Source organism: Sphingomonas sp. 2SG (assembly GCF_005503285.1).
GTDB classification, from domain to species: domain Bacteria; phylum Pseudomonadota; class Alphaproteobacteria; order Sphingomonadales; family Sphingomonadaceae; genus Sphingomonas; species Sphingomonas taxi.
Window position 1 is genome coordinate 1 of sequence record NZ_SCMZ01000069.1, and the last position, 14,546, is coordinate 14,546.

General features: G+C 69.1%; 13 protein-coding genes. 8 read left to right on the forward strand and 5 right to left on the reverse strand.

Going from position 1 to position 14,546, the window contains the following annotated elements:
• Positions 1 to 137 precede the first annotated feature (137 nt).
• Both FFS23_RS18445 and FFS23_RS18450 read right to left on the reverse strand, forming a co-directional pair.
• Positions 138 to 596 (reverse strand): YaiI/YqxD family protein, encoded by a 459-nt coding sequence (locus tag FFS23_RS18445; protein WP_137899746.1) that lies wholly within the window; start codon positions 594 to 596, stop codon positions 138 to 140.
• 10 nt (positions 597 to 606) lie between these two features.
• Entirely contained in the window at positions 607 to 2,346 is a 1,740-nt protein-coding gene (locus FFS23_RS18450; protein ID WP_137899747.1) for a DEAD/DEAH box helicase, read from the reverse strand.
• A gap of 153 nt (positions 2,347 to 2,499) precedes the next feature.
• Between FFS23_RS18450 and FFS23_RS18455 the strand changes: the two genes are divergently transcribed.
• From FFS23_RS18455 to mtnP, 8 genes are all read left to right on the forward strand, one after another.
• Entirely contained in the window at positions 2,500 to 2,712 is a 213-nt protein-coding gene (locus FFS23_RS18455) for a hypothetical protein (protein WP_137899748.1), read from the forward strand.
• Between the two features lie 53 nt (positions 2,713 to 2,765).
• Complete coding sequence (locus FFS23_RS18460) at positions 2,766 to 4,025, forward strand: MFS transporter (protein WP_137899749.1); 1,260 nt, start codon at positions 2,766 to 2,768, stop codon at positions 4,023 to 4,025.
• Between the two features lie 412 nt (positions 4,026 to 4,437).
• Complete coding sequence (locus FFS23_RS18465) at positions 4,438 to 5,676, forward strand: SLC13 family permease (RefSeq protein WP_038660724.1); 1,239 nt, start codon at positions 4,438 to 4,440, stop codon at positions 5,674 to 5,676.
• A 348-nt stretch (positions 5,677 to 6,024) separates the two neighbouring features.
• Entirely contained in the window at positions 6,025 to 6,360 is a 336-nt protein-coding gene (erpA, locus tag FFS23_RS18470) for an iron-sulfur cluster insertion protein ErpA (protein ID WP_038660722.1), read from the forward strand.
• Positions 6,361 to 6,363: 3 nt separating this feature from the next.
• On the forward strand, positions 6,364 to 7,134 hold the full coding sequence (xth, locus tag FFS23_RS18475; protein WP_137899750.1) for an exodeoxyribonuclease III: 771 nt from the start codon (positions 6,364 to 6,366) through the stop codon (positions 7,132 to 7,134).
• Entirely contained in the window at positions 7,131 to 7,928 is a 798-nt protein-coding gene (locus FFS23_RS18480) for a transporter (RefSeq protein WP_249340755.1), read from the forward strand. Before xth ends, FFS23_RS18480 begins: the two co-directional genes overlap by 4 nt.
• A 254-nt stretch (positions 7,929 to 8,182) precedes the next feature.
• The gene (locus FFS23_RS18485) at positions 8,183 to 9,580 is read left to right on the forward strand and encodes an amino acid permease (RefSeq protein WP_038660717.1); all 1,398 of its coding nucleotides are present in this window, start codon (positions 8,183 to 8,185) and stop codon (positions 9,578 to 9,580) included.
• Complete coding sequence (mtnP, locus tag FFS23_RS18490; RefSeq protein ID WP_038660714.1) at positions 9,577 to 10,440, forward strand: S-methyl-5'-thioadenosine phosphorylase; 864 nt, start codon at positions 9,577 to 9,579, stop codon at positions 10,438 to 10,440. Before FFS23_RS18485 ends, mtnP begins: the two co-directional genes overlap by 4 nt.
• Positions 10,441 to 10,453: 13 nt before the next feature.
• Here mtnP and FFS23_RS18495 read toward each other — a convergent pair whose 3' ends face one another.
• The 3 genes from FFS23_RS18495 to FFS23_RS18505 form a co-directional block, all read right to left on the reverse strand.
• Positions 10,454 to 10,927 carry a DUF2141 domain-containing protein gene (locus FFS23_RS18495; protein ID WP_137899751.1) on the reverse strand — a complete coding sequence of 158 codons (474 nt, stop codon included), beginning with the start codon at positions 10,925 to 10,927 and terminating at the stop codon, positions 10,454 to 10,456.
• A 283-nt stretch (positions 10,928 to 11,210) separates the two neighbouring features.
• Positions 11,211 to 13,895, reverse strand: a complete 2,685-nt coding sequence (gene acnA, locus FFS23_RS18500) for an aconitate hydratase AcnA (protein WP_137899752.1) — start codon at positions 13,893 to 13,895, stop codon at positions 11,211 to 11,213.
• A 152-nt stretch (positions 13,896 to 14,047) separates the two neighbouring features.
• Positions 14,048 to 14,546 (reverse strand): L,D-transpeptidase family protein (locus tag FFS23_RS18505; protein ID WP_249340756.1); only part of this gene is annotated, 499 nt, incomplete at its 5' end.

The following is a 14,546-nucleotide window of genomic DNA, read 5'->3' on the forward strand; positions in this document are numbered from 1 at the left end:
GGGCTTGGTCGCTCATGAGTCGCGGACGAACCATATCGGTTCCAAATAGGACAGAGCGGACGGGGAAGCTGTTGGGCGGCTGGGGTAAGTCTCGGGATGTAGCGGGCCCGGCTTGCCCGATCCGCGACGACGCCGGGTCAGCCGCGTTGCAGCTTGGCCAACACGGTATCGAGCGCCTGCAAGAAGCGGCTGCGGTCCTGCGCAGCGAAGGGTTTGGGGCCGCCCAATTGGTCGCCGCCGGCGCGCAGGTCGGCCATGATCGCGCGCGTGGCGATCGCGCCGCCGATCGAGGCGGTGGTGAAGGGCTTGCCGGTCGGGCTCAGTACGCTCGCGCCCGCTTTCAGGCAGCGGTCGGCGAGCAGGATGTCGGCGGTGACCACCACCGCCTGCGCGTCCGCCGCCTCTGCGATCCAGTCGTCGGCGGCGTCGAAGCCGTCGCTGACCACGACGCGGCTGACCAGCGGATGCTGGGGGATGCGGAAATGGCTGTTGCTGACGATCGTCACCGGCACCGCGCGGCGCCAGGCGACCTTGTAGATCTCGTCCTTGACCGGACAGGCGTCCGCATCGACCAGAATGCGGACGCCCTCCGTCATCGGCCGCGCCTTAGCCCCGCGGGCCCTTGCGGTACGGCTTGGCCTGATGCCGCGCGGGAGCGCCGCCGGGTGCGTTGCGGGTGCGCGGGGCGCCCGAGCCGCTCCGCGGTGCGCGGTCGGTGCGGTCGCTGCCGCCCGCCTCGCGCGGGTTGCCGGTGAAGGGGACGATCTGCAGGCTGCCCTCGTCGCTCTCCGGATTGGCGGTGCGCTGAACGCTGGCGAGGACGCGGTCGGCGACGGTGCGCGGCACCTCGAAGATCGTGTCGTTCGGGTTGATGCGGATCGCGCCGATCTCCGCCTTGGTGATGTGGCCGCGGCGGCAGATCAGCGGCAGCAGCCAGCGCGGGTCGGCGTTCTGGCGGCGGCCGATGTCCATGCGGAACCACACCGTGTCCTCGAAGCCGGGGCGGTGGCCCTGCGTGCGATCCGACTGCTGCGGGGCGGCGGAATCGAGCAGATCCTCGGCCTGCGGCATCGCGGCGCGGTGCGCGTGGACGAGCGCGGCGGCGATATCCTCGGGGCTCTTTTCCGCGATCAGCCGCGTCGCCAGCTCGCGATCCTCGTCGTCGAACTCGATCGGGGCGAGCAGCGTGGCGATCAGCCGCTCGCGATCCTGCTTGCGGATGTCGTCGGCGCTGGGGGCGGGGATCCACTCGCAGGCGATCTTGGCCTGCTTGAGCATCATGTCGACGCGGCGGCGGCGCGGATAGGGGACGATGAGCACCGCGGTGCCCTTCTTGCCGGCGCGACCGGTGCGGCCCGAACGGTGCTGCAGCGTCTCGGCGTCGCGCGGCATCTCGACATGGACGACGAGGCTGAGGCTGGGCAGATCGATGCCGCGCGCGGCGACGTCGGTGGCGACGCAGACGCGGGCGCGGCGGTCGCGCAGCGCCTGGAGCGCCGAATTGCGCTCGCTCTGGCTGTGCTCGCCCGACAGCGCGACCGCGGCGAAACCGCGCTCGACGAGGCTGGCGTGGAGGTGGCGGACGTTGTCGCGGGTGGCGCAGAACAGCATCGCCGTCTCCGCCTCGTGGAAGCGGAGCAGGTTGATGACGGCATGTTCGATATCGGCCGGCGCGACGGTGACCGCCTGATAGGCGATGTCGCCGTGGCCGCGATCCTCACCGACGGTCGAGATGCGCAGCGCGTCGCGCTGGTAGCGCTTGGCGAGTGCGACGATCGGCCGCGGCATCGTCGCCGAGAACATCAGCGTGCGGCGCTCGGTGGGCGAGGCGTCGAGGATCTGTTCGAGGTCCTCGCGGAAGCCCATGTCGAGCATCTCGTCGGCCTCGTCGAGCACGGCGACGCGCAGGCTGGCGAGGTCGAGCGCGCCGCGCTCGAGATGGTCGCGCAGACGGCCCGGCGTGCCGACGACGATATGCGCGCCGTGGCTGAGCGAGCGGCGCTCCTTGCTGGCGTCCATGCCGCCGACGCAGGTGGCGATGCGGGCATGCGCCTCCTTGTACAGCCACATCAGCTCGCGGCTGACCTGGAGCGCGAGTTCGCGCGTCGGCGCGATGATGAGCGCGAGCGGCTTGCCCGGCGGCGGCAGCGCGCCGTCGGCCATCAGCTCGGCGGCCATGGCGAGGCCGAAGGCGACGGTCTTGCCCGAGCCGGTCTGGGCGGAGACGATGAGGTCGCGGCCGGCGGCCTCGGGCTCGATCACCTGCGCCTGGACGGCGGTGGGAGCTTCATAGCCACGGGCAACGAGCGCTTCGGCGAGAAGCGGGGGGAGCGAAGAAAAGGGCATCGGGTAACCTAAATGGAAGCGGCGCCCCGACAGCATGGCTCGGGGCCAGGACTGGGGCGCGGCAGAGGACAGTACAGTCGCGAGTCCGTTGGAAACGCGGGCCAATCGCGGGCGGCAATACGGACGCAACGTGGCGCTTGTATCGCGCGCATCATGGCCGTTTCCGTGACCCCAGAGACCCTGCACCGCCTAATCCGCGAAGCCGAGGCCGAGCGAGGCCGCGCCGCATCCCCTACGCTGAAACGTTGCTTCGCGCAACTCGCCGCCGCTTATGCGCTGGAACTGACGCGACGGGAGGCGCGCGCGGCAACATTGCGTAACATTTATCAGTCCGAAGCGGGATCATCCGCAACTTACCTACGTTAAGCGGCCACGCGGAGAGACGGACCAGAACGGTCCGAACGCGGTGGAGCACATTCATGGCCAGCCTTGCCCCCTCCGCTTTGCCCCGCGCACCCGAAGCCGGACCGGCCCCCGACGCGGGGCGGACACTCGATGCGCTCAACTTCTTCCTCGCCGACGTGCGCGACGGACTGGGGCCGTATCTGGCGATCTATCTGCTCGCGGTGCGCGGGCCGGCGCACGGCTGGAACGAGGCGACCGTCGGGCTGGTGCTGACGATCGCCGGGATCGTCGGGCTGGTGTCGCAGACGCCGGCGGGCGGGCTGATCGACCGCAGCCGCAACAAGCCGCGCATCGTCATCATCGCCGCGCTGCTGGTGACGCTGAGCAGCGTGTCGCTGCCGTTCGTCACCGGCTTCACGATGGTCGCGGCGACGCAGTCGATCGCGGCGGTGGCGGGCGCGGTGTTCGCGCCGGCGATCAGCGCGATCACGCTCGGCCTGTTCGGGCCGAAGCTGTTCTCCAAGCGGGTCGGGCGCAACGAGGCGTTCAACCATGCCGGCAATGCCGTCTCGGCGGCGCTGGCGGGGGCGCTGGCGTGGAAATTCGGGCCGGTCGTCGTCTTCTGGCTGATGGGCGGGCTGACCGTCGCCAGCGTGTTCGCGGCGCTGCGCATCAGGAACGGCGACATCGACAATGCCGTGGCGCGCGGGCTCGACTGCGAGCCCGACGAGGGGTGCGAGGAGCCGGGCGGGTGGAAGGTGCTGGTCGAGAACAAGCCGCTGCTGCTGTTCGCGGTGATCGCCTTCCTGTTCCACCTCGCCAATGCGGCGATGCTGACCTCGGTCAGCCAGTTGCTCGCCAAGACGGTGGGCAAGGATTCGGCGACCTCGCTGACCGCGGCGTGCATCGTCGCGGCGCAATTGGTGATGGTGCCGGTGGCGGTCGTGGTCGGGCGCAACGTCGATCGCTGGGGGCGCAAGCCGCTGTTCCTGATCGCGTTCGGCGTGCTGGCGGCGCGCGGCGCGCTGTACACGATGTCGAACGATCCGTGGTGGCTGGTCGGCGTGCAGGCGCTCGACGGCGTCGGTGCGGGGATCTTCGGGGCGCTGTTCCCGGTGGTGATCGCCGACCTGACCAAGGGCACCGGGCGGTTCAACGTGTCGCAGGGCGCGGTGGCGACCGCACAGGGGCTGGGCGCGGCGCTGAGCGCGTCGCTGGCGGGGGCGATCATCGTCGGCGTCGGCTATGGCGCGAGCTTCCTGACGCTGGCGGGCATCGCGGCGGCGGGGCTGGCGCTGTACGCGCTGGCGATGCCGGAGACGAAGCCGGCGTGAGGTGCGTATGTCTCGCGACGATGCCGTTGCCGTATGTCCGCAGGGGCGGGGATACGAGCTTGGGCAGAGTAACGCAGGTCGGTTCTCGGGACTCCTGGGCTCCCGCTTTCGCGGGAGCACTGGTGGTGCGGGTTGTTGGCCTCATGGACCAATCCGTAGGCAAGGATCATCGCCGACGCGAAGCCTCTGCAAGACACCCGACGTACCCCGGCGGAGGCCGGGGTCCAGTTGAGAAGACCGCTGTGGATTATTCTCAACCTTCACCCAACTGGGCCCCGGCCTCCGCCGGGGTACGATATAAGGGTGTGACGAACCGATCTTCGCCGATAGCTCGCCTTCGCGAGGATATTATGGGTCACTTGGGTGGGATCGTGCCTTCGATCGGGGCGTGTGTGCAAAGGGGTAGGGGCCGATGATCGCCACCGTTGGGATATGCGCCGCCGCGACCGCGGGGGTGATCATCCGGCCGTTCCGCTGGCCGGAGGCGATATGGGCGGTCGGTGGCGCGCTGCTGCTGCTGCTGTTCGGGCTGATTGCGCCAGCGAGCGCGTGGGCGGCGGTGCTCAAGGGGACCGACGTCTATCTGTTCCTGATCGGCATGATGCTGCTGTCGGAGGCGGCGCGGGCGCATGGCGTGTTCGACTGGGTGGCGCATCTGGCGGCGGCGGGCGCGAACGGGTCGGCGGCGCGGCTGTTCACGCTCGTCTTCCTCGTCGGCGTGGTGGTGACCGCCTTCCTGTCGAACGACGCGACCGCGGTGGTGCTGACCCCGGCGGTCTATGCGGTCGCGCAGCGCGCCAAGGTCAAGCCGCTGCCGATGCTGTTCGCCTGCGCGCTGGTCGCCAATGCGGCGAGCTTCATCCTGCCGATCTCCAATCCGGCCAATCTGGTGCTCTATGCCAGCGACCTGCCGCGGCTCGGCGCATGGCTGGCGGCGTTCGCGCTGCCGTCGGTGCTGGCGATCGCCACGACCTATCTGGGGCTGCGCTGGCTGTTCCGCAGCGAGCTTTCCGGCGCGGCCGAGCAGGGCGAGAGCGTCGCGCTGTCGGGCAACGGGCGGATGGCGCTCGCCGGGATCGGCGCGACCGCGGTGCTGCTGACGGTGGCGTCGGCCTCGGGCTGGGACCTCGGCTGGCCGACGTTCGGCGCGGGCGTCGTCACCGCGCTGGCGGTGCAGTTGAGGGCGCGCGAGTCGCTGGTGCCGCTGGTCAAGGGCGTGTCGTGGCTGGTGCTGCTGCTCGTCGCCGGATTGTTCGTGATGGTGCAGGCGCTGGCCGAGACCGGGCTGATCGGGTGGCTGGCGGCGCAGCTCTCCGCGGCGGCGGCGACCGATCCGCGGGCGGCCGCGGCGGCGGCCGGCGGGTTGCTCGCGGTCGGCAGCAATCTGGTCAACAACCTGCCCGCCGGGCTGATCGCGGCGCAGACGATCGCCGCGGCGCATCCGCCGGCGCTGGTGGTCGATGCGTTGCTGATCGGGGTGGATCTGGGGCCGAACCTGTCGATCACCGGGTCGCTGGCGACGATCCTGTGGCTGATCGCGATCCGGCGTGAGGGCGAGGATGTCACCTTCGGGCAGTTCCTGCGTGTCGGGGTGGTGACGACGGTGCCCGCGCTGGTGCTGGCGATCGGGGTGCGGGTTTTGATGGGGTAGGGGGGTATATCTCACCCGGCTTGGGGCAGGGCTTCCGCCTATGACGATTGGTGTGAGCCGTCGTAGTCCAAGCCCACCCCGTCACCCCGGACTCGTTCCGGGGTCCACCCCGCGGCTAGGAGAACGGCTTGAGATGGCACCATTCTCTTGCGGCCCGGTGGACCCCGGAACGAGTCCGGGGTGACGTATCTCGAGAGGAAGCCGATCGAACCTCATCACCACAGCCTTATGCAATAGCCCTGCCTGCGACAGACGAGCGGCAAGCCGCAGGGAGGATAAGGCGCACGCCGCGGCCGACCACCGCCATCCCCTGTTGCCCCGCGCCCTTGCCGCGCCTATCTCGCAGGCATGGCCACGTCTCCCGAGATCCTGCTCACCCCTGCCGCGGCGAAGCGTGTCGCGGCGATCGCCGGCAAGCAGAACAAGCCCGCGATCCTCCGCCTGTCGGTGGATGGCGGCGGCTGTTCGGGGTTCCAGTACAAGTTCGGCTTCGCCGAGGCGCCCGAGGGCGACGACACCGTCGCCGAGACCGACGGCGTGCGGCTGGTGGTCGACAGCGTCAGCCTCGATCTCGTCCGCGGCTGCCAGGTCGATTATGTCGAGTCGCTCGGCGGTGCCGCGTTCCGGGTCGAAAACCCCAATGCGGCATCGGGTTGCGGCTGCGGCTCCAGCTTCGCGATCTGACGGTTGAAGCTCGTCACCTATAACGTCAACGGGATCAAGGCGCGCCTGCCCCGGTTGCTGGAATATCTCACCGAGCAGCAGCCCGACGTGGTCTGCCTGCAGGAGATCAAGTCGAGCGACGACACCTTCCCGCACGCCGATATCGAGGCGTTGGGCTATGGCGCGGTGTGGCACGGCCAGAAGGGTTTCAACGGCGTCGCGGTACTCGCGCGTGGGCAGGTCCCGGTGGAACGCCAGCGCGGTCTCGCCGGCGAGGATGAGGACGATCACAGCCGCTATCTGGAATGCGCGGTCGACGGACTGGTGGTCGCATCGATCTATCTGCCCAACGGCAATCCGCAGCCGGGGCCGAAGTTCGACTATAAATTGCGCTGGATGGAGCGGCTGGCGGCGCGCGCGCAGGTGCTGCTCGACGAGGAAGTGCCGACCGTCCTGATGGGCGATTACAACGTGATCCCCAATGACGACGATACCTTTTCGGTGCGGGCGATGGCGACCGATGCGCTGATGCAGCCGGAAAGCCGTGCCGCCTATCGCCGGTTGCTCGCGCAGGGCTGGACCGATGCGCTGCGCACGCGCCATCCGACCGGCAAGGTGTGGACCTTCTGGGATTATCAGGCGGGGGCGTGGCAGCGCGATGCGGGGTTCCGCATCGACCATCTGCTGCTCAGCCCGCAGGCCGCCGACCGCCTGGTCGATGCCGGCGTCGACAAGGACTATCGCGGCCGCGAGAAAGCAAGCGATCATGCGCCGACCTGGGTGCGGCTGACGTGAGGCGCCTCATCGCGGCGGGCGGGCTCGCGATGACGCTCGCCGCCGCGCCGGCGCTGGCCCAGAAGAGCTATTGCCCCGAACGGCCGGGGCTCGACACGCCGGCGTGCATCACCGCGCCCGGCCGCGTCTCGGTGGAGACGGGCGTGGTCGACTGGACGCTCGACCGCCAGCCGGACAGCCGCACCGATACCGTGCTGATCGCGGACACGCTGGTGCGCGTCGGCGTCGCCGACCAGATCGAGGCGCGGATCGGCTGGACGCCTTACGGCCACGAGCGGGTGCGCGATCGGCAGACGGGCGCGATCGATCGCGTCGGGCAGAGCGGTGACGTGTCGCTGGGGATGAAGGCGGGGCTGCTGCATCCCGACGGCAATGGCCTGTCGCTGTCGCTGCTGCCCTATGTGACGCTGCCGGTCGGCGGCAGCACGATCGGGTCGCGCGTCGCCGGGGGCGGGTTGCTGGTGCCGGTGACCTTCCGGTTGAACGACACGGTGCATCTCGATGCGACGCCCGAGATCGACGCGCAGCCCGACGAGGAACGCGCCGGGCGGCACCCGCGCTACAGCAGCGCGGGCGGGGCGACGGTGAAGCTGAACAAGACGGTGTCGGCGGCGCTCGAGGCCCAGGTGATTCGCGACGACGATCCGGACGCGCACAGCACGCAATGGCTGAGCGCGGCGTCGGTGACGTGGAAGCCGAAGAAGGACTGGCAGTTCGACATGCAGACGACGCTGGGGCTAAACCATGCGGCGCCGGACGTGGAACTGGCCGGGGGTGTTTCGCGACGGTTCTGAGGCGGCGGAGGTAGGTCGCCGCGCTTTCATTCTCACCGTCACCCCGGACTCGTTCCGGGGTCCACTCCGCGGCGAGGAGAAAGGCTGGAGCCTCTTGCCGTTCCCTCGCGGCGCGGTGGACCCCGGAACCAGTCCGGGGTGACGGGGTATGTGGGGCGGTGGTATCGCCAGCTTTACGGCTCCCAGCCGTTCTCGCTGCTCTACCCACCACGGCAGCGACCGCTTATACCTCCGCCATCGAGGGAGGGACCCACATGAGCTTATTGCGTCGCAAGACGATCCACGCCCAGCCGCCCGAGCAGCAGCTCGCGCGGACGCTGAGCTGGCCGCATCTGGTCGCGCTGGGGGTGGGCGCGATCGTCGGTACCGGTATCCTGACGCTGATCGGCGTCGGCGCCGATCGGGCCGGGCCGGCGGTGATCCTCGCCTTCGTCGTCGCCGGCGCGATCTGCGCCTGCGCGGCGCTCTGCTATGCGGAGATGGCGACGATGATCCCCGCGTCGGGATCGGCCTATACCTATAGCTATGCGACGCTGGGCGAGGTGATCGCCTGGGTGGTCGGGTGGAGCCTGATCCTCGAATATTCGCTGGTCGTGTCGACCGTCGCGGTCGGCTGGTCGGGCTATGCGGTGGGGTTTCTCAAGGGGCTGGGCGTGACCGTGCCCGCGGCGCTCGCCAACGGGCCGGGGCTGGGCGGCGTCGTCAATCTGCCCGCGGTGGCGATCATCGCGCTGGTCGCCGGGCTGCTGATGCTGGGGACGCGCGAGAGCGCGCGGGTCAATACCGTGCTGGTGCTCATCAAGATCGTCACGCTGGCGCTGTTCGTCGGCGTCGCGCTGCCGCATTTCGATGCCGCCAATCTGCACCCGTTCACGCCCTACGGCTTCGGCAGCCCGACCGGCGCGGGCGGCGTCAAATATGGCGTGATGGGCGCGGCGGCGATCATCTTCTTCGCCTTCTACGGCTTCGACGCGATCTCGACTGCGGCGGAAGAGGCGAAGAACCCGGAGCGCGATCTGGCGATCGGGATCGTCGGATCGATGCTGGCCTGCACCGCAATCTATATGATCGTCGCGACCGCGGCGGTGGGGGCGCTGAGCTATATGCGCTTCGGCAGCAGCCCCGAGCCGCTGGCGCTGATCCTGCGCGAACTCGGCCAGCCCAAGGTGGCGACGGTGATCGCCGCCGCCGCGGCGGTCGCGCTGCCGACGGTGCTGCTCGCCTTTCTCTACGGGCAGAGCCGCATCTTCCTCGTCATGGCGCGCGACGGCTTCCTGCCGCAGGCGCTCGCCAAGGTCAGCAAGCGCGGCGTGCCGGCGCGGATCACCGCGATGACCGCGGTGTTCGTCGCGGTGATCGCCGGGCTGGCGCCGCTCGACGTGATCGCCAGCCTCGCCAATGCGGGGACGCTGTGCGCCTTCGTCGCGGTGGCGGCGTGCGTCCTGGTGTCGCGGCGGCGCGATCCCGACGCGCGGCGGCCATTCCGCACGCCGTTCGCCTTCGTCGTCGCACCGCTCGCCATCCTCGGCTGCCTGTATCTGTTCACCAGCCTGCAGGTGCGCACGCAGGTCGCCTTCCTGGGCTGGAACGCCTTAGGATTGCTGGTCTATTTCCTCTACGCGCGGAGCCGGGCGGAGATCGCGCGGGCATGAGCGGCTGGCATATCGGCATCATCGGCGGTTCGGGCCTCTACGACGTCGAGGGCGTCGAGGACGGCCATTGGGTCGAGGTGACGACGCCGTGGGGGGCGCCGTCGGATGCGATCTTCAGCGGGCGGATCGGCGCGGTCGCGGTGTCGTTCCTGCCGCGGCACGGTCGGGGTCACCGGATCAGCCCGGAAGCGATCAACGCGCGCGCCAATATCGACGCGCTGAAGCGGCTCGGCGTGACCGACGTGCTGGCGGTATCGTCGGTCGGCTCGCTGGTCGAGGCGCGGCCGCCGGGCAGCTTCACGATCGTCGACCAGTTCATCGACCGGACGAAGGGGCGGGCATCGAGCTTCTTCGGCACCGGCTGCGTCGCGCATGTCTCGATGGCCGATCCGGTCTGCCCGCGGCTGAGCGTCTATGCCGCCGATGCGGTCGGCGCGGCGGTGGATCGCGGCGGCACCTATCTGGCGATGGAGGGGCCGCAATTCTCGACGCGCGCGGAGAGCCGCCTCTACCGGCAATGGGGGTGCGACGTGATCGGCATGACCGCGCTGCCCGAGGCGAAGCTCGCGCGCGAGGCGGAGCTGCCTTACGCCCTGGTCGGGATGGTGACCGATTACGATTGCTGGCGCGAGGGCGAGGCGGCGGTCGACGTCGCGCAGGTCGTCGCGCAACTGGCGGCGAACGCGGCCAAGGCACGGGCGATGGTGGTGCGGCTGCTGCGCGCGCTGCCCGAGGAGCGGCCGGCGTCGCCGATCGACACGTGCCTCGACAGCGCGATCATCACCGCCAAGGGCGCGCGCGATCCGGCGCTGGTGGCGAAGCTCGACGCGGTGGCGTGGCGGGCGTTGGGACTGCGCTGAGCCGCCGGTCCGGTCAGCGATCCGGGCCGACCGAGAAGCCGTGGCGGTAGTTCATCGTCACCGCGATCCGGCTCGTCCCGGCGGCAAGCGGCACCGCCACCTGCGCGAAGGCGGGCTTGAGCCTGAGCAGCGAGAGGCCGGGATCGCGCGAGAAGGCGCCGCCGTCGCCGCCGTCGGACTTGCCGTTGGCATTGGCGTCGTGACGGACGGCGACGCCATAGGTGCCGGGGCGGGGGACGGGGATGCAGACCTCAAGCGTGCGGCGGCCGTTGGTCGGTGCCTCGACGCGGCCGAGCCAGCGGCCTTTTTCGAGAAAGCCGGGTTCGTCGTAGAGCTGGACGCGGACGTCGCCGGTGCCGGCGCGCACGCCGCGTATCGTGACGATCAGCCGGTGCGGGGTCGCGGCGGTGCAGCCGGTGGTGTTGCGCTGCGCGGTCGCCGGCGTGGCGAGCGCGAGCAGCGCGAGTGACAGGATGAGGCGGGCCATGCGGCGGTAACGCTCCGGAAAAGCGTGATTATACCGTTGGATGTGGCGAGCGTGTGGCCGACGCTTGGCGGATCGTGGCTGCGCGACGTCGTAGCGTAAGCTGGTGATGCGACCTTCAGTGTTCCCGCGAAAGCGGGAATCCAGGGTCGAGCAGAGCAACGGCTCGCGGCGTTCGGGACCCTAGGCTCCTGCGTTCGCAGGAGCACTGGCTCGGTCTCGTGCACGAAAAAGGGGAGGCGCCTTTCGGTGCCTCCCCTTTTGATCGCCGGGCTTGCGCCCCGGCTTATGCGGCGAGGTTGCGCAGCACGTATTGGAGGATGCCGCCGTTGAGGAAATATTCCAGTTCGTTGACGGTATCGATGCGGCAGCGCGTCTCGAACGTCTCGGTGCTGCCGTCGGCGCGGGTGAGCTGGACCTCGACGGTCTGGCGCGGGCGCAGGTTGGCGACGCCGGTGATCGTGAACGTCTCCGACCCGTCGAGGCCGAGCGTCTGGCGCGTGACGCCCTCGGCGAATTGCAGCGGCAGCACGCCCATGCCGACGAGGTTCGACCGGTGGATTCGCTCGAAGCTCTCGGTGATGACCGCACGCACGCCGAGCAGATTGGTGCCCTTCGCCGCCCAGTCACGGCTGGAGCCGGTGCCATATTCCTTGCCCGCGACGATGACGAGCGGCGTGCCATTCTCCTTGTGGCGCATCGCCGCGTCGAAGATCGGCATCACCTCGCCGTCGAACTTGGTCATGCCGCCCTCGATCCCCGGCACCATCTCGTTCTTGATGCGGATGTTGGCGAAGGTGCCGCGGACCATGACGTTGTCGTTGCCGCGACGCGCGCCATAGCTGTTGAAGTCGGCGCGGCTGACCTGCCGCTCCATCAGCCACTTGCCCGCCGGGCTGTCGGCCTTGATCGAACCGGCCGGCGAGATGTGGTCGGTGGTGATCGAATCGCCGAGGATCGCCAGCGGCTTGGCGTCGATGATGTCGGTGACCGGCTTCGGGGTCATTTCGAGACCGTCGAAATAGGGCGGGTTGGCGACATAGGTCGAGCCCGACGGCCAGGCATAGGTGTCCGATTCTGTGATCTGGATCGACTGCCACTTGGCGTCGCCGGCATAGACGTTGCCGTAGCGCGAGCGGAACATCGTATCGTCGATGTTCGCCGCCATCACGTCGGCGATTTCCTGGTTGGTCGGCCACACGTCCTTGAGGAACACGTCCTGTCCGTCGGTGCCCTGGCCGAGCGGCGTCTCGGTCATGTCGAGCGTCACCGTGCCCTTGAGCGCATAGGCGACGACGAGCGGCGGCGAGGCGAGGAAGTTGGCGCGCACGTCGGGCGAGACGCGGCCCTCGAAGTTGCGGTTGCCCGACAGCACCGAGGCGGCGACGATGTCGTTGCCGTTGATCGCCTTCGAGATCGGCTCGGCGAGCGGACCCGAATTGCCGATGCAGGTGGTGCAGCCGTAACCGACGAGGTTGAAGCCGATCGCGTCGAGATCGGCGGTCAGGCCCGCCTTGTTGAGATAGTCGGTGACGACCTGCGAACCGGGGGCGAGGCTCGTCTTGACCCAGGGCTTGGGCTTGAGGCCGAGCGCGTTCGCCTTGCGCGCGACGAGGCCGGCGGCGACCAGCACCGACGGGTTCGAGGTGTTGGTGCAGCTGGTGATCGCCGCGATCACCACGTCGCCGTCGCCGATGTCATGGCTGCGCTCGGGCACGTCGACGCGCTGGGGGCGCTCCTTGTGGTAGATCTTGAACAGATCGCCGTTGAACACCTCGTCGACCTTGCCGAGGCTGACGCGGTCCTGCGGACGCTTCGGGCCGGCGAGCGACGCGGTGACGGTGCCCATGTCGAGTTCGAGCGTGTCGGTGAACACAGGCTCGGGCGCGTCGTCGAAGCGCCAGAAGCCGTTCGCCTTGGCATAGGCCTCGACCAGCGCGACATTCTCGTCGGACCGCGCGGTGAGGCGCATATAGTCCATCGTCTTCTCGTCGATCGGGAAGAAGCCGCAGGTCGCGCCATATTCCGGCGCCATGTTGGCGATCGTCGCACGGTCGGCGAGCGTCATCGACGACAGGCCGGGGCCGAAGAATTCGACGAAGCGGCCGACCACGCCCTTGGCGCGCAGCATCTGCGTGACGGTGAGCACCAGATCGGTGGCGGTGATGCCCTCGCGCAGCGCGCCGGTCAGCTTGAAGCCGACGACCTCGGGGATCAGCATCGACACCGGCTGGCCGAGCATCGCCGCTTCCGCCTCGATGCCGCCGACGCCCCAGCCGAGCACGCCGAGGCCGTTGATCATCGTCGTGTGGCTGTCGGTGCCGACGAGCGTGTCGGGATAGGCGATCGCCGTGCCGTCGCCATGGTCGCCGACGCTGTCCGACGACCAGACCGCCTGACCGATATATTCGAGGTTCACCTGATGGCAGATGCCGGTGCCCGGCGGCACGACCTTGAAATTGTCGAGCGCGGCCGAGCCCCACTTGAGGAACTCGTAGCGCTCGCCGTTGCGCTGATATTCGAGATCGACGTTGTCCTCGAACGCCTGCGGCGTGCCGAATTCGTCGACCATCACCGAGTGATCGATGACGAGATGGACGGGAACCTGCGGATTGATCTTGGCGGCGTCGCCGCCGAGCTTGGTGATCGCATCGCGCATCGCGGCGAGATCGACGACGCAGGGCACGCCGGTGAAATCCTGCATCAGCACGCGCGCCGGGCGATACTGGATCTCGCGGTCGGAGCGGCGCTCCTTCTGCCAGTCGACGATCGCCTGCACGTCGGCCTCGGTGACGGTCTTGCCGTCCTCGAAGCGCAGCATGTTCTCGAGCAGCACCTTCATCGAGAAGGGCAGGCGGCTGATGTCGCCGAACTTGGCGGCGGCCTTTTCGAGGCTGTAATAAGCGTAGCTCTTGTCGCCGACCGTCAGGGTCGTGCGGGTGTTCAGGCTGTCCTGGCCGATGGCGGTCATTATGATCCCTTCAATTTGGCCCAGGGCGCTCGGGGAGGCGGCCATGGGGCCGCGCGGGCGCGCGAGAGCGCTTCAGCGAAAGCGTATGTCGCGGCGGCCTTAGCAAGGGCTGTCCGGCGGGGGAAGCGCCTATGCCCACCTGCGGATGACTCTCAAGACACGAGCGTTTCACCGGTCGCCAGCGTCTTGCCGCGGGTGATGATGACGCGGTCGCCGACCTTCGCCTCGCGGAACAGCAATTTGGCGAAGGCGGTCGGCACGCCGATACAGCCGTGCGTGGCATAGCCCCAGGCGACTTCGGTGCCGTGGACGGCGACGCCGTCGTTGGTCAGTCGCATCGTATAGGGCATCGGCGCGCCGTAGAGGCTGGAGACGTGGTGCGCGTCCTTCATCAGGATCGGGAAGCTGCCGAGCGGGGTGGGCTTGTCGTCGGCGCCATAGAGGATTGCGGTGGTGCCGATCTCATAGCCGTCGCGGAAGACCGACAGCGTCTGCGCGGCGAGATCGACGGTGACGATCAGCGGGCCGGCGGGCACGCCCGCATCGTCCCAGGTATAATCGCCGAACTTGATCGGGCCGATGTCGAGCACGCGCTTGACGATGAGCGGGTTTGGCGTGGGGCGCGCAATGGGGCGGGGCTCGGGTGTGGGT